Source organism: Streptomyces sp. NPDC091279 (assembly GCF_044757465.1).
Classification (GTDB): Bacteria; Actinomycetota; Actinomycetes; order Streptomycetales; family Streptomycetaceae; genus Streptomyces.
In genome coordinates this window covers 190905-210799 of record NZ_JBIVVA010000001.1, presented here as the reverse complement: position 1 = coordinate 210799, position 19895 = coordinate 190905, and the positions used below count along the sequence as shown (strand labels likewise).

Annotated in this window: 11 protein-coding genes; 6 read left to right on the top strand and 5 right to left on the bottom strand. The window is 74.0% G+C overall.

Annotation, left to right across the window (positions count from 1 at the left end; all coding sequences use genetic code 11):
- The first annotated feature begins 46 nt into the window (after positions 1–46).
- Complete coding sequence (locus tag ACIQOU_RS00875) at positions 47–850, top strand: siderophore-interacting protein (RefSeq protein WP_401532726.1); 804 nt, start codon at positions 47–49, stop codon at positions 848–850.
- On the opposite strand, the gene ACIQOU_RS00870 is transcribed toward ACIQOU_RS00875, so the two are convergent.
- The 4 genes from ACIQOU_RS00870 to ACIQOU_RS00855 all read right to left on the bottom strand — a co-directional run bounded on the left by ACIQOU_RS00870 (position 814) and on the right by ACIQOU_RS00855 (position 6836).
- Positions 814–2787: an ABC transporter ATP-binding protein gene (locus ACIQOU_RS00870; RefSeq protein WP_401532725.1), complete on the bottom strand. Its 1974-nt coding sequence runs from the start codon at positions 2785–2787 to the stop codon at positions 814–816. The two genes, ACIQOU_RS00875 and ACIQOU_RS00870, sit on opposite strands and share 37 nt — an antisense overlap.
- A complete protein-coding gene (locus tag ACIQOU_RS00865) occupies positions 2784–4532 on the bottom strand; it encodes an ABC transporter transmembrane domain-containing protein (RefSeq protein WP_401532723.1) in 1749 nt (582 codons plus the stop codon). The genes ACIQOU_RS00870 and ACIQOU_RS00865 overlap by 4 nt, the downstream gene beginning before the upstream one ends.
- Positions 4533–4707: 175 nt before the next feature.
- The gene (locus ACIQOU_RS00860) at positions 4708–5748 is read right to left on the bottom strand and encodes a FecCD family ABC transporter permease (protein WP_401532722.1); all 1041 of its coding nucleotides are present in this window, start codon (positions 5746–5748) and stop codon (positions 4708–4710) included.
- A 92-nt stretch (positions 5749–5840) separates the two neighbouring features.
- On the bottom strand, positions 5841–6836 hold the full coding sequence (locus ACIQOU_RS00855; RefSeq protein ID WP_401532720.1) for a FecCD family ABC transporter permease: 996 nt from the start codon (positions 6834–6836) through the stop codon (positions 5841–5843).
- A 234-nt stretch (positions 6837–7070) separates the two neighbouring features.
- Here ACIQOU_RS00855 and ACIQOU_RS00850 point away from each other — a divergent pair, with 234 nt between their 5' ends.
- The 5 genes from ACIQOU_RS00850 to ACIQOU_RS00830 all read left to right on the top strand — a co-directional run bounded on the left by ACIQOU_RS00850 (position 7071) and on the right by ACIQOU_RS00830 (position 19150).
- Positions 7071–8156: an iron-siderophore ABC transporter substrate-binding protein gene (locus ACIQOU_RS00850; RefSeq protein ID WP_401532718.1), complete on the top strand. Its 1086-nt coding sequence runs from the start codon at positions 7071–7073 to the stop codon at positions 8154–8156.
- A 459-nt stretch (positions 8157–8615) separates the two neighbouring features.
- On the top strand, positions 8616–10070 hold the full coding sequence (locus tag ACIQOU_RS00845) for a hypothetical protein (RefSeq protein WP_401532716.1): 1455 nt from the start codon (positions 8616–8618) through the stop codon (positions 10068–10070).
- A gap of 263 nt (positions 10071–10333) precedes the next feature.
- The gene (locus tag ACIQOU_RS00840) at positions 10334–11131 is read left to right on the top strand and encodes a YqcI/YcgG family protein (RefSeq protein ID WP_401532714.1); all 798 of its coding nucleotides are present in this window, start codon (positions 10334–10336) and stop codon (positions 11129–11131) included.
- Positions 11128–11340 (top strand): MbtH family protein, encoded by a 213-nt coding sequence (locus ACIQOU_RS00835; protein WP_401532713.1) that lies wholly within the window; start codon positions 11128–11130, stop codon positions 11338–11340. The genes ACIQOU_RS00840 and ACIQOU_RS00835 overlap by 4 nt, the downstream gene beginning before the upstream one ends.
- Positions 11341–11581: 241 nt before the next feature.
- On the top strand, positions 11582–19150 hold the full coding sequence (locus ACIQOU_RS00830; protein ID WP_401532711.1) for an amino acid adenylation domain-containing protein: 7569 nt from the start codon (positions 11582–11584) through the stop codon (positions 19148–19150).
- Between the two features lie 49 nt (positions 19151–19199).
- Here ACIQOU_RS00830 and ACIQOU_RS00825 read toward each other — a convergent pair whose 3' ends face one another.
- Positions 19200–19853: a hypothetical protein gene (locus ACIQOU_RS00825; protein ID WP_401532709.1), complete on the bottom strand. Its 654-nt coding sequence runs from the start codon at positions 19851–19853 to the stop codon at positions 19200–19202.
- Positions 19854–19895 lie beyond the last annotated feature (42 nt).

The window sequence follows — 19895 nt, the reverse complement described above, 5'->3', positions numbered from 1 at the left end:
CCCGGCTGCCCGGCCGCCTCGGCGGTCCGCGTTCCGGCTGTTTCCGGTGCGGGTCGCGCGCACCGAGCGGCTCACGCCGCTCATGGTGCGGATCACCTTCGCCGGGGACACGCTCGACGGCTTCGTCGGCGGCGGCTACGACCAGCGGTGCAAGCTCATGCTGCCCCGCACGGGCCAGGCGGAGCCGGTGCTGTCCGAGGACGCCGACGCCGTCGGCTGGTTCGAGGCGTGGCGCCGTACTCCCGAGGAGATCCGCCCGGTGATGCGCACGTACACGGTGCGCGCGCAGCGGCCGCACCGGCAGGAGGTCGACATCGACTTCGCCCTGCACGAGGCGCCCGACGGCACGTCAGGACCGGCCACCCGGTGGGCGCGCGCGGCCACCGCCGGTGACCGCATTCTGCTGTGCGGACCGGCCGACGCCGACGCCGGCGGGGTGGACTTCCGGCCGCCGGAGGGCACCGCCGCCCTGCTGCTCGCCGGGGACGAGACGGCGCTGCCCGCGATCGCCGCCACCCTCGAAGGCCTCGCCCGCGACGGGGCGGGCGACATCCGGCACATCACCGTGCTGGCCGAAGTCGACGGCCCCGAGGGCGAGTTCGGCCTGCCCACGGTGGAGCAGGCCGAGACCTCGTTGCGGTGGCTGCACCGGGGGCACGGTCCGTCCCAACTCGCCGAAGCGGTCCGCAGCGCCTCGGTGCCGGAGGGGCGTGTCTACGCGTGGGTGGCGGCCGAGGCGTCGGTGGCGCGCGGGATACGCCGTCAGCTGGTCGACGAACGGGGTCTGGACCGTACGGCCGTGACGTTCAAGGGCTACTGGCGGGCCGGGTTCAGCGAGGACGACGACTGATCCGGCCGACCCGGCTGATCCGCTGACGGGTTCGGCCGCGCGGTGGGCAGGTGGGCGCGCTCGGCGCTCTCCGGCCCACCGCGCCCTCCCGACCAGGCCTCCCACAGCCGCGCGTAGGGTCCGCCCCGCGCGGTCAGCTCCTCGTGCGTGCCCAGTTCCGCGACCCTGCCCCGGTCCAGGACCACCACCCGGTCGGCACGGACCGCCTGGGTGAGGCGGTGGGCGACGACCAGGGCCGTACGCCCCTTGAGCGCGCCCTCGGCCGCCGCCTCCAGGACCCGGGCACCGGCGCTGCCCGCCTCGGCGGTGGCCTCGTCGAGGACGGCCACCGGCGGATCGGCCAACACCAGCCGGGCCAGGGCGAGTTGCTGCTCCTGTACCGGGGTGAGGCGCGTGCCGCCCCGGCCGACGCGGGTGGCCAGGCCGTCGGGGAGGGCCTCGGCCCACTCCAGGGCGTCCACCGTGGCGAGGGCGGCGCGGAGTTCCTCGTCGTCGGCCGCGGGGCGGGCCAGGCGCAGGTCGTCGGCGAGGGGCCCGGCGAACACATGCGTCTCCTGGCTGACCAGGGCGACCTGGCCGTGGGCGCGCCCTTCGGCGGGGCGGCCGTCGAGCAGCACGGTGCCCTCGACCGGGCGGTGCACGCCGGCCACGATGCGGGCCAGGGTGGACTTGCCCGCGCCGGAGGGGCCGACCACCGCGACCCGCTCGCCCGCGACGAGGGCGAGGTGGACGTCGTCGAGGACACGGTGGCCGGGAGTGTAGGCGTGTCCCACGCCGCGCAGTTCCAGCGTCGCTCCGGCAGGGTCGCGCGGTGGCCCGGCCCTGCCGTCCGCACCCTGGGGCAACTCGCCCTGTTGGTCGGCCTGTTGGTCGCCCTGCGGTGTGGGCAGGCCGGTGAGGCCGACGACGCGGGCCGCTGCGGCGCCGGCCGACTGGACGCTGTCGAAGGAGGAGAGCAGTCCGTTGACGGGGTCGAAGAGCTGCACGAAGTACAGGGCCGCGGCGCTGGCCGCGCCCACCCCGACCGCGCCGTCACGCACCAGCAGATAGCCGACCGCGAGCAGCGCGGCGAGCCCCGTCCACTCCGCTCCGTTCAGCTTGCCGAAGAAACGGGTGCCGATGCCGGTGGCGGTCAGGGCGAGGTCGCGGACCTCACGGGACGCCGCGTCGCCCGCCGCTGTCCGCCAGGACGTGAGCCGGAACGCCCGTACGGTGTCCGCTCCCTCCACCGTTTCGAGGAAGGTCTGCGCGAGGCGGCCCTGTGCCTCGCGCTCGGCCCGGCGCACCGGCCGCGATGTGCGGGTCAGCCAGCGCACCGCGTACGCCTGGAGGGGCACCGCGATCAGCGCCGTGAGCGCGAACCGCCAGTCGAGCAGGAGCAGCGCCACGAACGTGAGGCCGATCTCCAGAACGGCGGTGACGACCTTCGGCAGCACCTCGCGCACCGCCTCGCCGAGCAGCGACACATCATTGCTGAGCCGGGCCACCAGGTCACCGGTGCCGGACCGTTCGACCTGTTCCTGGGGCGTGGCCAGGGCGTGCCCCAGGGCCTTCTCCCGCAGTGCGGCGAGCAGTTCCTCGCCGGAGCGGGCCAGCAGGGCCGTCCCCCAGCCGCTCGACAGGGCGCCGACGAGCCCGGCGACGAGGATGGCGGCGACCGGTGCGGTCACGCTCTGCGCGGAGGCGCCGCCCGCGGTGACCTCGTCCACGACCCGGCCGAGGGCCCTCGGGACGACCAACGAGGCCACGACCCCGCCCACCAGGAGCAGCAGCGCGACGAGCGGGCGCAGCGGGGCGCGGCGCAGCCCGGCGACGAGTTCGGCGCGGACGGCGGCCGAAGTGGCGGTCGGGAGCAGTTGCGCGGCCCGGTCGTGCGCGGCGGACGAGGTCTCCGTGGGCGCGGAGGTGTTCTGGGGAGCGGGATTCGGGGCGTTCATGCCATCACCACCGTGCGGTATGCGGGTTCGTCGTCGGTCAGTCGGGCGTGTGTGCCCTCGGCCCGGACGCGGCCGTCCGCCAGGAAGAGGACCCGGTCGCAGTGCCGGAGCAGGATCGGGCTGGTCGTCACCAGCAGGGTGGTGCGTCCCTCGCGGAGCCGGTGCAGGCCTGCGGCGACGGCCGCCTCGGTGGCCGCGTCGACGGCCGTGGTCGGTTCGTGCAGCACGAGTACGGGCGGGTCGGCGGCCAACGCCCGGGCGAGGGCGACCCGTTGGCGCTGCCCGCCGGAGAGGAAGCGGCCGCGTTCGCCGATGGTGGCCCGGTCGCCGTCCGGTCCTGCCCGGACGACGTCGTCGGCTGCGGCGGCGGCCATGGCGGCGACCACCGAGGCGGACTGCTCGGGCGGTCGGCGGGCCGGGTCCGCCGCGTCCTCGCCGTCGGGCCGTGCGTGCAGCAGGGCGGCGGCGACGTTCTCGGCCACGGTGCCGTCGAAGAGGTCCCCGTCGTGGTCGGCGACCAGGACCGCCCGGTGGGCCGCGGTCGGGCCCGCCGCCGTGAGGTCGGTGTCGTCCAGGGCGACGGTGCCCTGTTCGGGGACGGCCCGCAGGGCGAGCAGGTCGAGGAGGTCGGCGGCGGCCGCGGGGTCGCCGGTCGCGATCCCCACCACCTGTCCTGCGGGCACCGTCAGGTCGACGCCGCGCAGGGCGCCGTGCACGATGCCGCGCAGGGCCATGTCGCCGCGCGGGCGCGGGCGTTCACCGCCGTTGTCCTGGACGGCGTAGGGCTCGTCGAGGAGTGCGGCGAACCGGCGGGCGGAGCCGCGGGCGCGGGCGCGCAGGGCCAGCGCCGCGCCCAGTCGTTCGCTGGGCCCGACCAGGAACCGGGCGAGCCCCACCGCCGCCACGAACTGGCCGACGGTGATGGTCCCCTCCGCCGCGAAGCGGGCGCCCGCCCAGGCGATCGCGGCCAGGAAGACGGCGTTGAGGAGCAGGGTGACGCTTTCGTAGCCGGCCTCCCAGCGGGCCACCCGGACGGTGGCGGCGAGCGAGGCGCGGCTCGCGGTGCGGTAGCGGCGCAGCGCGGCGGCCTCGGCGCCCAGGCCCTTGAGGACCCGCAGTCCGAGGACGAGGTCGGCGGCGGTGCCGGTGGCCCTGGCGACCTGGGCCTGTTCGGTGCCGCTGCGGGCGCTGAGGGGGGTGGCGAACAGCCGCAGGGCGACCAGGAGCGGGACCAGGCAGGCCAGGACGAGCAGCCCCAGGGGCACGCTGGTCGCCAGCAGCCAGGCGGCCCCGGCCAGGAGCGCGGCGAGGGCGCCGCCGGCCAGCGCCCAGAAGCGGTTGCCGAGGCCGATGCGCAGGGCGTCGTTGGTGACGGTGGACAGCAGGGTGCCGGGGTCGGTGCGGTGGGCGAACCCCCGTGGGTCAAGGACCCGTTCGACGGCGGCCATCCTCAGCAGGTGCGCGGCGCCCTGGCTGGCCCGCCGGTTGCAGCGGCCGCCGAGCCGCATCACGGTGGTGAGGACCAGGAAGAACGCCCCGAGGGCGGCGAGCCATGCCAGTAGGTCCAGGGGGCTGCCGTCGCGTATCGCGTGGTCGATGACCAGGCCGACGCCGACCGGCACTGCGGCCTCGCAGACCTGGTGCAGGGCGGTGAACACGGTGGCTCCGACGATCCATCGGCGTCGGCACCGGAACGCCCAGCGGATCACGCCCTGTTCGGTGTGTTCCATGAGGATGGCTGCCAACTCCTTGTGTCGGTACGGCGGTTGGGCCGGTGGGGGGCCTGTGGGGGGTGCGGCGAAGAGTGGGGGGGGACCGGTGGCGTGGCGGCCGGGCGGGAGGAGGCGGGTGGGTGGTGGCCCGGTGGGTCGTGGGCCGCGCAGGGCGGGCGCCGGTCCGGTGGCTCGGTGGTGCGGTGGGTCAACGGGCGGCCCGCCCCTGCCGCAGGAGGAGCAGGCCCAGGTACCCGCCGCCCAGGCAGGCGGTCGCGACGCCCACGGGCAACTGGGCGGAGGGGAAGGCGTGTTGCCCCGCCAGATCGCTGAGGGTGGTGAGCAGGGCCCCGGTCAGGGCGGCGGCGGTGAGGCCGACGCCGGGGGTGCGGGTGAGCCGCCGGGCCACCTGTGTGGACGCCAGGGCGACGAAGGCGACGGGGCCGGCCGCCGCGGTGGCGAAGGCGACCAGGCCGACGGCGAGGACGACCGCGGCCAGCCGGACGCGCTCGGCCGGTATGCCCAGGGCGCGGGCGCAGTCGTCCCCCATCTCCATCAGGTCCAGGCGGCGGCCGAGCAGGAGCAGCACCGGCAGCAGGACGGCGACGCCGATGCCGAGGGGAACGGCGGTCCCCCACGACGCGCTGCTGAGGCTGCCGGTGAGCCAACGCTGCGCGGTCTCGGCGTCGTTGAGGGAGGCGCGGGTCAGCAGCCACTCGTTGAACGCGGTGAGCATGCCGGTGACACCGATGCCGACCAGGATGAGCAGCAGGCTGCTGAGCGCCCGGCGCCGCAGGGCCATGAGGTAGACGGCGGCGGCCGTGCCGAGTCCGCCCGCCGTGGCACCGGCGGAGACGGCGCCGGGTCCGCCGTGGAAGAGGACCAGGACGGCGACGGCACCGCAGGAGGCGCCGGCCCCGAACCCGATGATGTCCGGGCTGCCGAGCGGGTTGCGGGTGATGCTCTGGAAGACCGCGCCGGCCGGGCCGAGGGCGGCGCCCACCAGCAGCGCCACCACGAGCCGGGGAGCGCGCAGGGAGTCCACCACGAAGCGGGTCGCGGCGTCGCCGCCGCCGAGCAGGGCCCGCGCCACATCCGGTACGGGGATGGCGTAGTCGCCGGTGGCGAGGGTGCACAGGCCGACGGCGACGATCAGCAGCAGGAGCACGGCGCACACGACGAGACCGCGCGGCCTGAACCGGACGGCGACGGAGCCGAGGCCCAGCACCCGAACGGGCCTGCGCGGCAAGGGCGGTGAGCCCGGTGAGCCCGGTGAGCCCGGTGAGTCAGGTGAGTCAGGTGAGTCAGGTGAGTCAGGTGAGTCAGGTGAGTGGAGCAGGTTCACGGTGCGGCCGGCCTTCCGCGTCGTACCAGAACGATGAAGAAGGGGGCGCCGAGGAACGCGGTGACGATGCCGACCTCCAGTTCGCCGGGCTCGGCGGCCACCCGGCCCAGGACGTCGGAGGCGAGCAGCAGGGCGGGGGCCAGCAGCGCCGAGCAGGGCAGAATCCAGCGCTGGTCGGGCCCGGTCCACACCCGCACGATGTGCGGAACCGCCAGCCCCACGAAGCCGATCGGGCCCGCCGCAGCAGTCGCTGCCCCGCACAGCAGGGTGACCGCCAGACCGCCGAGCGCGCGGGTGCGTCCGGGACGCGTGCCGAGGGCGCGTCCGGCGTCGTCGCCCAGGGCGAGGGCGTTGAGCGGGCGGGCCAGGGCGAGGGCGAGGAGGGTGCCGACGGCGACGAAGGGGAGCATCTGCCGGACGGTGTCCGCCTCACGTCCCACGAGGGAGCCGACGTTCCAGTAGCGGAACTGGTCGAAGGCGTCCGGGTCGAGGAGGAGGACGGCGGAGGTGTAGCCGCCCAGGGCCGCCGTGACGGCGGTCCCGGCGAGGGCGAGCCGGGCGGGGGTGGCGGCGACGCGTCCCACCGAGCCGAGCAGATGGACCAGGACCGCCACGAGGGCGGCTCCGGCGAAGGCGAACCAGACGTAGGAGAGCGGTCCGCGCATCCCGCCGAACGCGATCGCGGTGGCCACGGCCGCCGAGGCACCGGAGTTGACGCCCAGGAGGCCCGGGTCGGCGATCGGGTTGCGGGTCAGCCCCTGCATCAGCGCTCCGGACAGGCCCAGCGCCACGCCCACCAGGATGCCCAACCCGGTTCTGGGCAAGCGCTGTTGCCTGACCACCAGTTGGGCGCTGCCGCCGTGGAAGTGGAAGAGCGCGTCGGCCACGGTGTGCGGCGCGATGGACCGGGAGCCCACGGCGAGGCTCAGCACGACGGCGGCGGCGAGGGCGAGCAGACACCCGGCGACCCCGGCCGCCCGGCGACCCGGCATACGGGACACGGAGCGGTCGGGGGGCTGTGCGTCAGCAAAGCCGTGCGGCGTGGGGAAATCGCGGGACGCGTCGACCGAAGTACGCGCGGGGACAGCGGTATTCCGCGAGGGGCCTGGAGGGAACACAAGGACTTAGGTTAGCCTCCCCTTACCCATCAGGCAATTGCCCGCCGCTCCATGCAGCGGCCACTCATCCGCGATTGCCCTTCCCCACTCCCCGAAGGGACACCACTTATGAATTACCTGTCAATTTCCCCGCGCCTCGCTCCAGTTGCGGACGGGTCGCCGAGGAAGAGGCCTCGAAGCGCCGCCGCGGCCTGCCTGCTCACCGCCTCCGCCCTCCTGCTCACCGGGTGCGGCAGCGGCTCCTCCACAGGGTCCGCGACCTCGGCGTCTTCGGGGTCTTCGGGGTCCGCCGCCGACGCGCAGCCGGACGCCGGCGCCTACCCCGTCACGATCGCTTCTAAGTTCGGCTCGGCGACGTTGAAGAAGCAGCCCACGCGCGTGGTCGCGCTCGGCTGGAGCGACCAGGACGCGGCACTCGCGCTCGGTGTGCGGCCGGTGGCCGTGGTCAAGACCGAGGACTCCTTCGAGCACGGCGTGGGCCCGTGGGACCAGGCGGCACTGGGCAGTTCACGCCCCGAGGTCCTCGACACCACCGACGGCTACCCCGTCGAGAAGATCGCCGCGCTCCACCCGGATCTCATCCTGGCCGTGCAGTCCGGCCTGACCTCCGCGGACTACGCCAAGCTGTCGAAGATCGCCCCGACGGTCGGCTACACGAAGGACCGCGTGGCCTACGGCACGCCCTGGCAGGAGCAGACCCGCCTGATCGGCAAGGCGCTCGGCCGGGGCAAGGAGGCCGAGCAGGCGGTCACGAAGGTGACGGACGAGCTGAAGCAGGACGCCTCGACGTACCCGAACCTCAAGGGGAAGACCTTCATCTACGCCTACCCGATGCCCTCCACCGGGAGCATCGTGCTCTACGACGACGAGCGCACCAACCTTCTCAAGTCGGTGGGCATGACGCTCGACCCGGTCGTCTCGAAGGCCAAGAAGCTGAACACCTTCGCCCACCGGATCAGCAGCGAGCGCACGGACGAACTGACCTCCGACGCCCTGCTGGTCTGGTACAACACCGCCAAGGACCAACGGCAGTTGGAGTCCGACGCGACCTTCTCCGCGCTGCCCGCGGTGAAGAACAAGGCGTACGCGGGGATGGACCGCACCGAGGCCCAGGCGACCAGCGCACCGAGCGTGCTGAGCATCCCGTGGGTCATGAAGCGGCTGCTGCCCTCGCTCAACGCCGGGTTGAAGTGACTCCCACCCCGCACCTCGCCGGGTCGAAGTGAAGCGGGCCCGCACCTCGCCGGCCTCGGATCACCCCCCGACTCCCCCGGTCACGACCGGAGTTGAGAAAAGGCGATTCCATCAATCAGCAAAAGGCCCACCTCTTCCAAGTAAAGCAACCATAAATAACCCCGGATACGACAGGTCCATTTCTCTGCCGAGGCATCCCTCGAACGGCCTGCAATAGAGCGGAATCCGCCCCTGCACCCGGGCTCGCGATTCCCCTTTCCCCGCCCGGGCTTTGCAGTTGCTCCACCAAACACACACATGACTCCAAGGAAAGTAAGGTTAGGCTTACCTAAGTCATGGTGGCCGGACTTCGCTGTCCCCGTACCGCAACTCCGCCCCGGCCGCCCTCTCCTGGCCGCCACCGGCGCATCGCCGGTCCCCGGCCCGTTCCAAACGATCCCGCTCTCCTGTGGAGACCCCATGTCGTCGCAGACCACCGCCTCCCGCAACCCCGTCCTCGCCGACCTCGGCCTCGACCCGCACGACGAGAACGCCGTCGTCAAGGCCTTCGCCGCCAACTCCGCCTTCCGCGCGGCCGATTGGGAGGAGCTGACCACCGAGGACAACCCGTACCGCCGCCCGGTCCGCCCGGACGACCTGGCCTGGCTGAACTACGCCCGGCCGATGCCCGCGGCCAAGTCCCTCAAGCTGAGCGCCCTCCTCGGCCACCGCATGCTCCGCAACGTCTACGACGCCGAACTGCTGTACCTGCCGCCCGCCCTGGGCGGCCCCGGCGACAAGGACGGCGCCGCCTTCTACTGCGAGCGCAACCGGGTCCTGGGCGCCCTGGCAGGACCGATCCTGGAACGGCACCTGTTCGCGCCGCTGGACGAGACGCTGGGCGCGCCGGAGGCCGTGACTCCCGACACCTTCCGCCAGGAGGTGCGCGCCCACCACGAGCACCGTCTCGCCGAGCCCGGACTCGTGCACATCGCCGCCCTGTCGACCACCGACCGCAAGGCGTCCGCCACCTTCTTCCTGCTCCAGCTGAGCGCGTTCCTGCCGGCCGCACGGGCCGCCGCAGGACGGGCCGCCCTCGGCGAGTTCGACGCCGCCCACCCCGACGGGCGCGGATACCTGCTCGACGAGTACCGCACCTGGGTCGGCGCGCACGACAGTTACCGGACCCTGCTCGCCGGCGCGGACCTCAAGCCCGCCGCCGCCGCGTACTGGCAGCTGTACCTGGGCTCCTCGCTCGGCCGGGGCAACCACCTCCACCACCTCTCCCGCACCCGCGAGAAGTACCCGGAGTTCCTGGGCGCCCTGCTGCACCACACCCTGGACCAGTCCGTCGAGGCCGGCCAGTACACCCAGGTCATCGAGGACGGCCTCGGACTGCACACCGACCTCTTCGCCCGCCTCGCCCCCGCCACCGCCGACGGCACCTCGTCGGCCACGGCCCTGGCCGCCGTCGGCGATCTGACGGACCGTCTGCTGGCCACGGTGCACGGCTACTTCGGCGCCGAGGGCGTCGGGCGGATGCGGCGCGGCTTCGCCGAGGCCCGCTGGTTCGCCGAGCTGTGGGACGAGGACCTGGCGAAGCAGCTGGCCTGGGCCGACACCATCCCCGAGCACCAGGAGAAGGCCGCGCGCATCGACGCGTACCTCAAGGAGAACAACATCGAGGTGGACCTCGACACCTTCGTGGAGAGCCACGAGGAGACCTCCACGACGCACGTCCACAACGAGCACCGTCTCGTGATGGTCGAGCGCGGCCAGATGCACTTCTGGAACAACGTCACCCACAAGATAGAGCTGCACGAGGGGGACAAAGTGCTCATCCCGGTGACCCGGCTGCACGGCTCCACGGTGCTCTCCGGCGAGTGCACCTACCACCAGCCGATCATCCCGGAGGAGATGTACCAGCGGTTCTGAGGATCTACCGGCGGGTTCCGAGCATGTGCCGGCGGTTCCGAGCATGTGCCGACCGTTCTGAGCATGTGCCGGCGGCTCTGAGGCGGACGTGAGGGGGCGGCCCAACCCGCCCCCCGTCCTCCCACCACCGCAACTCCTCAGCTCGCCCAACTCCCCACTCCCCTCACCCACTTCCCTCGCCCCGCTCTCCTCGTCCCGCTCCCCACTCCCCTCGTCCCGCTCCCCACTCCCCTCGTCCCCCGCCCTGGAGGGAGAACATCTCTGTGTCCGCACCCGAAGCGGATCTCCCGGAGCCACTGGCCCCGGACGCCCTCACCGCCGCCACGCTCGGCCAACTGCCTTCCTGGGGACGGCCGGTGGCCCATCAGCTCATCGCCACCCTGCTGTCCGGGCAGAACCCCTTCCCCTGCACCTTCGGGGTCGCCGCCGCGAAAAAGAACACCCTGCGCTTCGGCTTCGTCGACAGCGCGCACGACCCCGGCACCTGGGGGCCGCTCACCGACATCCTCACCTCCTACCTCGCCTGCTACCAGGAGCTGGGCAAGGACACCTCCCTGGTGGTCTTCTTCGGCCCCGACGAGCCCGAGGACCAACTCCTCAGCCAGCAGGAGTACTTCAGTAGATTCTGGTCGGTGCTTCAGTTCCTGCACGAGAAGGACGGCAGCCCCTGGCCCGAGGAGACCCCGACCGATCCGGACCACCCGCTGTGGGAGTTCTCCTTCGGCGGCACCGAGATCTTCGTGGTGTGCAACACGCCCGCGCACATCACCCGCAACAGCCGGCACAGCCCCGGATTCGTCATCACCTTCCAGCCCCGCTGGGTCTTCGAGGGTCTGGAGCCGGACTCGCCGCGCGGCATCCGCGCCCGCCAGGTGATCCGTAAACGCATCCGGCGCTACGACGCCCTCGAACCCGCCCCCGAACTGGGCGACTTCGGCAACGCCGACAACCGCGAGTGGCGCCAGTACTTCCTGCCCGACGCCCCCGGCGACACCCTGCCCGCCTGCCCCTTCCACGCCGTCCGCAACCGCACCGGCGCCGCACCCGAGGAACCCCAGTGACCGAGACGCAGCACACCGACGGCGACTGGGCCGCCGTCGTCAACGACGAGGAGCAGTACGCCCTCTGGCCCGCCTGGCGGCTCCTTCCGCCGGGCTGGCGGCACACCGGTGTCACCGGCGACCGGGACCACTGCCTCGCCCACATCGAAGAGGTCTGGACGGACCTCCGCCCCCGCTCCGTACGCGCCGCGGAGTCCTCAACGGCCTGACAGCACAAGGACGTTCACTCCCACTGCCCCTGGGGCCGCCAACGCCCTGACAGCACAGGCACGTTCACCCCCACCGCCCCGGGATCGCCACCACCCCGACCGCACGGGGACGTTCACCCCCGCCCGCCCCAGGGTCACCAACGCCCCCACCGTGCAAGGACGTTCACCCCACCGTCCCGACCCGATGCACACCCGCCCCCACCCCCGTCCCCACGACTCCTCCGAGGGAAGCAGCCCCGCCATGCCCGTCCCCGCTCCCGACACCGTCCCCGATCCACCGGCCGCACAGGCGCTGACCTCGGCGCAGGCCGGTATCTGGTACGCCCAGCAGCGCACTGTGGACAGCCCGTCCCACAACTGCGCCCAGTACGTGGAGCTGACGGGGCCGCTGGACGTCACCCGGTTCGAGGCCGCGCTGCGCGCCACGGTCGCCGAGGCCGACGTTCTCTCGCTGCGGTACCGCGAGCCCTCGGGGGACCGGGCGGAACCCGTCGCCGAGCAGGGGGCGCCGGACGGGGGGCAGGGGCTGGTCGACGCGTGCGACCAGCCGGACCCGCACGCCTTCGCCCTGGAGTGGATGGGCCGGGACCTGGCCCGGCCCCGGGACCTGGCCCGCGACCCCGTCTTCACCCACGCCGTCCTGCGCACCGGCCCCGAACGGCACCTGTGGTATTTCGCCTGCCATCACATCGCCGTCGACAGTTACGCCGTCACCCTGCTCCAGCAGCGGGTCGCGGAGCTGTACGGCGCCTCGGTGCGGGGTGAGCGGCGGCCGCCGGTCCGCTTCTGCGACCCGCGCGCACTGCTGACGGAGGAGCGGGAGTACCGCGACTCGCCCCGGCACGAGGAGGACCGCGCGTACTTCACCGACCTGCTCGCGCGGTGGACGCCCCCGGCGGACCTCCGGCCGGCCGCGCCGGAACGCGCAGCCGGGTCGGAGGGAACAGCACCGGCGGGGGCGGACGGGCGCCGCGACGCTGTCGTCTCCGATGCGGGCGACGCGCCGCAGGCGCCGTGGTTCCGGCGCGCCCACGGGCCGTTGGCCGCGACCGCCGGGGCCGCCGGTGCCGAGGAACGGCTCGCCGTGGTCGCCGCCTATCTGCACCGGGTCACCGCGCGCGAGGACGTGGTCCTCGGCCTGCCGTACGCCGGGCGCCTGGGCTCGGCCGCCGCCCGTGTCCCCGCGAACACCGTCAACGTGCTGCCGCTGGTGCTGACGGTGCGCCCGGGAGCCACCCTGCGCGAGCTGACCGCCCAGGTCCGTGAGCGGCTGCGCGAGCTGCGCCGTCACGCCCGTTATCGCGGCGAGGACATCCGCCGTGATCTGCGGGTGCCGGTCGGCGAGGCGCTCACCGGACCGCTGGTCAACGTCGGCCTACGCACGCCCGAGCTGGCCTTCGAGGGACTGTCGGCCCGGGTGGTCCACCTGTCCGCCGGCCCCGTCGACGACCTCACGATCACCTTCCGCGACCACCCCGCGGACGGTTTTGCCACCCTCACCCTGGACGCCGCCCCGGACCGCTACCCGGACGCCGCTCTGCGCGCCCACCACCGGCGGCTGCGCGACGTCGCCGCCGTGCTGACGGCCGACCCGGACCGGCCGATCGGCCTGGTGCCGATGGTGAGCGAGGAGGAGCGGGCAGCGGTCCCGGAACTCTCCGCAACGACGCCGCAGCACCTCCTGTCCGACCTGCCGGACCCGGCGCACAGCCCCGTCGAGGACCCCGCCTCCGGCACCGCGACCCTCGCCGAGCTGTTCCACCGCAGGGCCACGGACGACCCGGCCGCCGTCGCCGTGGTCTTCGGCCATCTCCAGCTCACCTACGGCGACTTGGAGGAGCGCGCCAACCGGCTCGCGCACGAGCTGCGGGCCCGGGGCATCGGCCGTGAGTCGCTGGTGGCGCTCGCCCTGCCCCGTTCGGCCCATCTGGTGGTGGCCGTCCTCGCGGTGCTCAAAGCGGGCGCCGGTTACGTCCCGCTCGACCCGCACCAGCCGCCCGCCCGCACCGCCGCTGTCCTCGCCGCCGCCCGGCCCGCCCTGCTGCTCACCGACAGCACGTCCTGGACCCGGCCGGACGCGGAGCGGGCGGCGGCCGACGCGACACCGCCCCTGGTGCTCGACGCGCCTGCCGTGCGGGCGGCTCTCGCCCGTCACCCGGCGACGCCGCCCGAGGTCCCCGGCGCGGGCGCGGACGACTGCGCGTACGTCATCCACACCTCCGGCTCCACCGGCCTGCCCAAGGGTGTGGTGGTCCCGCACCGCAACGTGGTGCGGCTGCTCGACACCACCGACGCCCTGTTCGGGTTCGGGCCGGCCGACACCTGGACGCTCTTCCACAGCTATGCCTTCGACTTCTCGGTGTGGGAGCTGTTCGGCGCCCTGCTGCGCGGCGGGCGACTGGTCGTGGTGCCGTACGCGGTCAGCCGTTCCCCCGCGGACTTCCTGCGGCTGCTCGCCAAGGAGCGGGTCACAGTCCTCAACCAGACCCCCACCGCCTTCGAGCAGTTGACGGCGGCCGAGGCCGCCGACCCGGCGACCGGCGCGCGTCTGACCCTGCGCCATGTGATCTTCGGCGGGGAGCCGCTGCGCCCGGCCGCCCTGGCCGACTGGTACCGCCGGCACCCCGAGGAAACGCCACGGCTCACCAACATGTACGGCATCACCGAGACCACCGTGCACGTCACGCAGCGCCTCCTCGGCCCCGAGGACACCGCGCCCGGTGCCACCGGTCTGATCGGCACCGCGCTGCCGGACCTGCGGGTGCGGCTCCTCGACCCGGCGCTGTGCCCGGTGCCGCCGGGGGCGACCGGCGAGCTGTATGTCGCGGGCCCCGGTCTCGCCCGCGGCTATCTGGACAGCCCAGGACTGACCGCCGCACGTTTCCTGCCCGACCCGTACGGCCCGCCCGGCGCCCGTATGTACCGCAGCGGCGACCTGGCACGGCGTTGCCCGGACGGCCGTCTCGACCACCTCGGCCGCGCCGACCAGCAGATCAAACTGCGCGGGTTCCGGATCGAACCCGGCGAGATCGAGGCCGCGTTGCTCTCCCACCCCGGCGTCGCCCAGTGTGCCGTGGTGCTGCGCGCCCCCGGCACGCACTCGGCCCCGGCCCCGGCCCCGGTCTCGACCTCGGGCTCGGACTCGGACTCGGGTGAGCCCGCCCTCGCCGCGTACGCCGTCCCCCGGCACGGCATCACCGGCGCCCCCGACCCCGCCGAACTGCGGCGGCACGTCGCCGCGTTGCTGCCCGCGCCGATGGTGCCCGCGACCTTCACCCTGCTGCCCGCCCTGCCCCTCACCCCCAACGGGAAACTCGACGCCTCGGCGCTGCCCGCCCCGCAGGCCCCGTCCGGCGGCGCGGCGGACAGCCGCCCGCCCACCGGCCCCCACGAGGGACCGCTCTGCGCACTGATCGCGGAGCTGCTCGGGCTCGCCCACGTCGGCCCCGACGACGACTTCTTCGCCCTCGGCGGCCACTCCCTGCTCGCCACCCGCCTGGTCGGGCGGGCCCGCCACGCCTTCGGCGCCGAACTCGGCGTCCGTGACATCTTCGAGGCCCCCACCGCGGCCCGTCTCGCCGCCCGCCTGGCCGGGCGCGCGGAGCAGGCGCGGGCCACCTCCACGGAGGGTGCGGAGGAGGTCCCGGCGCTGCGACCGCCGTTGACCGCCGTACCGGGCGCGGACCGGCCCGCGCCGCTCCCGCTCTCCGACGCGCAGCGCCGGATCTGGTTCCTGCACCGCATGGAGGGCCCCAGCCCCACCTACAACATCCCCTACACCGTGCGGCTCTCCGGCACCCTCGACCGCAACGCCCTGCGCGCCGCCCTCGCCGACCTGGTGACCCGGCACGAGTCACTGCGGACGGTGTTCCCGGTCGCGCACGGCACCGACGAGACGCACGGCCCGGACACCGGCCAGGCCGAGGGTTCGGTCGTCGGGCCGGTCGACGGGGAACCCGTTCAGCAGGTGCTGCCGCCGTCGCGGGCCGTCCCCGAGCTGCACGTCACCGATCTGTCCGGCGAGCGGGACCGGGCGATGCGTCTCGACGCCGCGCTGGCCGCCGCCAGTCGCTTCGCCTTCGATCTGGCCGCCCATCCCCCGCTGCACGTCCGGCTGTTCCGCCTCGCTCCCGACAAGCACGTCCTGCTCCTGCTGGTGCACCACATCGCCTGCGACGACTGGTCGCTCGCACCGCTCGGCACGGACCTCGCCGAGGCGTACGCGGCCCGCCGCACCGGGCACGCCCCCGCCTGGCCCGCGCTGCCCGTCCAGTACGCCGACTACACGCTGTGGCACACCGCCCTCACCGCCGCCGGTTCCGAACTGGCCCAGCGGCAGCTGGAGTTCTGGCGCACCCAGCTGTCCGGACTGCCCGACCAGATCGAGCTGCCCAGCGACCGGCGCCGGCCGCCCGTGGCGTCCCACCGAGGGGCCACCGTGCCGGTGCGCATCGACGCCGCGCTCCACGACACGCTGCGCCGACTGGCCCGCAGGCACGGGGCGACCGTGTTCATGACCCTGCACGCCGCCCTCGCCGCGCTGCTCACCCGGCTCGGCGCGGGCACCGACCTCGCGATCGGCACCCCGGTGGCCGGGCGCACCGACCACGCCCTCGACGAACTGGTCGGCTTCTTCGCCAACTCCCTGGTGCTGCGCACCGACACCTCCGGCGATCCGTCCTTCGCCGAGCTGCTCGACCGGGTCCGCGCCACCGATCTGGCCGCCTTCGACCACCAGGACGTGCCGTTCGAGCGTCTGGTGGAGGAGGTGAGCCCGGTCCGCTCCCCCGCCCGGCACCCGCTGTTCCAGGTGATGCTCTCCTACGGCACCGCCCGCCGGGCCCCCGCGCTGCCCGGCATCGAGGCCGAGCGGCTGCACCGCCACAACGGCTCGGCCAAGTTCGATCTGACGCTGTCCCTGTCCGACGCCGCCCCCTCGACCCCGGCCGGGGCCACCGAGGCACCCGGCATCGACGGCTTCCTGGAGTACGCCACCGACCTGTTCGACGCGGACAGCGCCCACGCCCTGGTGGAACGGCTGCTGCGGCTGCTGCGGCAGGTCCTGGCCGCGCCCGAGGCGCCGATCGGCCGCCACGAGCTGCTCTCGCACGCCGAGCGGGACCGCATCGTGCGTGGCTGGAACGACACCGAGGCGCCCGTCGATCCGCGCCCCTTCCCCGTGATGTTCGAGCAGCAGGCCGCCGCGCACCCGGCGCGCACCGCCCTGGTCGCCGGTGAACACCGGCTCACCTACCGGGAGTTGAACGTTCTCGCCAACCGTCTCGCGCACCGGCTGGCCGAGTTGGGCGTCGGCCCCGAGCGCACGGTCGGCATCCACCTGCCGCGCGGCGCGGAACTCGTCATCGGTCTGCTCGCCGTGCAGAAGGCGGGCGGGGCGTTCGTGCCGATGGAGCCGAGCTGGCCGGCCGACCGCCTGGCCCAGATCGCCGACAGCGCCGCGCCGGTCGCCGTGCTCACCCGTCCCGGGGACACCGCTGCCCTGCCGGAGGGGGTCCCGGCCGTCGAACTCGCCCTGTCCGAAGGTGAGTTGGATGCCTGGTTCCCGAAGCAGCCGGAGTGCGACCCCGGTGTGCGGATCGCCCCGGAGAACCTGTCGTACGTCATCCACACCTCGGGTTCCACCGGCGTCCCCAAGGGGGCGATGATCCGGCACCGGGCGATCAGCAACCGGCTGCCCTGGCAGATCGGTCTGCTCGGTCTCACCCCCGACGATCCGGTCCTGCACAAGGCGCCGCTCACCTTCGACATCTCCGTCAACGAGATCTTCCTGCCGTTGGCCTGCGGCGCGCCGCTCGTGGTCGCCGACGCGGGGCGCGAGGGCGACGTGGCCTATCTGCTCGACCTGGTCCGCGCCGAGCGGATCGCCTTCGTCTACCTGGTCTCCTCGGTGCTGGACATCATGCTGGAGCACCCGGACGCCGCGGCCTCGGGCGCCTCCCTCAAGCATGTGTGGTGCGGCGGCGAGGTGCTGACCCCGGAGCTGTTCCGCCGTTTCCGTGCCTGTCTCGGCGCGGCCACGATGTACCACGGCTACGGTCCCGCCGAGACCACCATCGGCGTCACCTGCCAGGTCTACCGGGGCACCGCCGACCACGGCATTACCATCGGCCGCCCCAACCCCAACGCCCGGGTGTACATCCTGGACGCCGCCATGCAGCCGGTACCGGCGGGCGTCCCCGGCGAGCTGTTCATCGGCGGGGTGCCGCTCGGCCGGGGCTATCTGGGCGAGGCCCGGCGCACCGCGCAGTCCTTCGTGCCGGACCCGTTCTCCGGGCAGCGGGGCGGCCGTCTGTACCGCAGCGGTGACCTGGCCAGGCACCGCCCCGACGGCAACATCGAGTTCCTCGGCCGGGCCGACAACCAGGTCAAGATCCGTGGCGTGCGCGTGGAGTTGGAGGAGATCGAGTCCCTGCTGACCGCGCACCCGGACGTGAGGCAGGCCGCCGTGGTGGTGCGGCGCGGCGCGGGAGGCGAGCAGCTGACCGCCTGGTGCACCCCGCGCGCCGATGCCGGGACGCCGCCCACCAGCGCCGACCTGGCCGAGTGGCTGCGCACCAAACTCCCCGAGTACCTCGTCCCGCGCCACTGCACCGTGCTGCCCGCCCTGCCCCTGCTGACCTCGGGCAAGGTCGACCGCAAGGCCCTCGCCGCCACCGAACCGCCCGCCACGGGCCCGGGGTCAGGCTCCGGCACGGGGCGGGCCACCCCGGCCGTGCCGCCCGCCGAAGGCACCGAGCAGATGGTCGCGGCGGCGTGGGAGTCGGCCCTCGGGCTGGCCGCCGGCACCGTCGGCGCCCACGACAACTTCTTCGACCTGGGCGGGCACTCCCTGCTGCTGGCCCGCGTCCAGACCCGGCTGCGCGCCCACCTCGGCTGGGACGTGCCCGTGCTCGACCTGTTCACCCGTCCCACCCCGGCCGCCCTCGCCGCCCACCTCGACAGCCGCGACGGACACGCCCCGGCCTCCGCGACCGCCCGGGGCACCGGCGCCCGGGCCGCGCTCGGCCAGGTCCTGCCGATCAGGACCGAGGGCCCGTTGCCCCCGCTGTTCTGCCTGCCGCCGGCGTCCGGCCTGAGCTGGCCGTTCACCGGGCTACGCCGTCACATCGACGAGCGCCGCCCGCTGTACGGGCTGCAATCCCGGGCCCTGCTCGGCGAACTCCCGGTCCTCGCCACCCTGGAGGAGACCGCGCGGGAGTATCTGGCGCGGGTCCGCGAGGTCCAGCCGAACGGCCCCTACCACCTGGTCGGCTGGTCCTTCGGCGGCGTCCTCGCGCACACCATCGCCGCCGCCCTGCAAGAACAGGGTGAGCGGGTGGCGCTCCTCGCGATGCTCGACTCCTACCCCGCCTACCCCTGGGAGCGGCTCGCCGCCGACCACGAACAGCAGGCCCTGCGTTCGCTGCTGTACATGTCGCACTACGACCTGTCGCAACTGGACGAGGGCGCGCCGCTCACCCGCGCCCGGGTCATGGAGACCATCGCCCGGCAGGGCGGTGTCCTGTCCGAACTGTCCGAGCGTTCCCTCCAGGGTGTGATGGACACCTTCGTCGCCGCGGGCCGCCAGCAGCGGACCGCCCACCACCCCGTCCTCGACGGCGACCTGCTGTTCTTCACCGCCACCGTCAACCAGCTGGACCCGAGCCTCTCCCACCGCGACTGGCAGCCGTATGTGCGGGGCACGGTGGAGAACCACCCCATCGCCTGCGAGCACAAGGACATGACCCGCAGCGGCCCGCTGGCCGAGATCGGCCGCCACCTCGACCGCCGTCTGACGGATGCGGTCTGAGCCCACGGCCCGGCCCGGCGCACCGGAGCGGGGCCGGGCCGTGGGGTCCTCACGCCAACGGTTCGACGTGCACGTCCGGACGGATCTCGGCGAGAATCCGCGCCACCGTCCGCCCGATCTCCTCGGTGTGCTCGGCCCCTTCCCCGGGGCAGCCGAGCACCACCATCACGGCCTCCCGGTCGCCGTCCGCGACCTGCCACCCGGCCGCGTCGCAGTCGCGCCGCCCCAGCCACGCCAGCGGCTCGAAGCCGGTGCCGTCCGGCGCGGCCACGCCGTAGAGCAGGTCGCCCACCGGGACGGGCCGGGACTTGCTGGAGAAGGCGGGCACGATGCGCTCGCCGCCCGAGGCCCGTCGGATCAGCAGCTCCTGCCCCGCCCCGGGCATCCGGTGCAGTCCGATGCCCGCCCCGTGGCGCAACGTGGCCACGCTCACCGCGTCGACGACCGCGCCGTGCGACGCCCAGCCCCGGCCGGCGACGACGTCCCGCAGCCGCTCCCCGGCCGGAACGACCTCGGGGTGCCCCAACCCGGCCAGCAGCTTGCGATACCCCTCGGGCAACGGCGCCTGCGCGTCGTACATCGCGGCGACCTGCTCGGCGTTGAGCCCGTCGTCCCGCAGCAGCCCGGCGGGCGAACTGAGCCGCCAGGCACGCGCATGGGCGAGCCCCAGGTCACGGGCTTCGGTGGAGATACGCACGGTCACAGGTCAACCCTCCGCAGACGATCCGGTCAGCAGAAGATGATG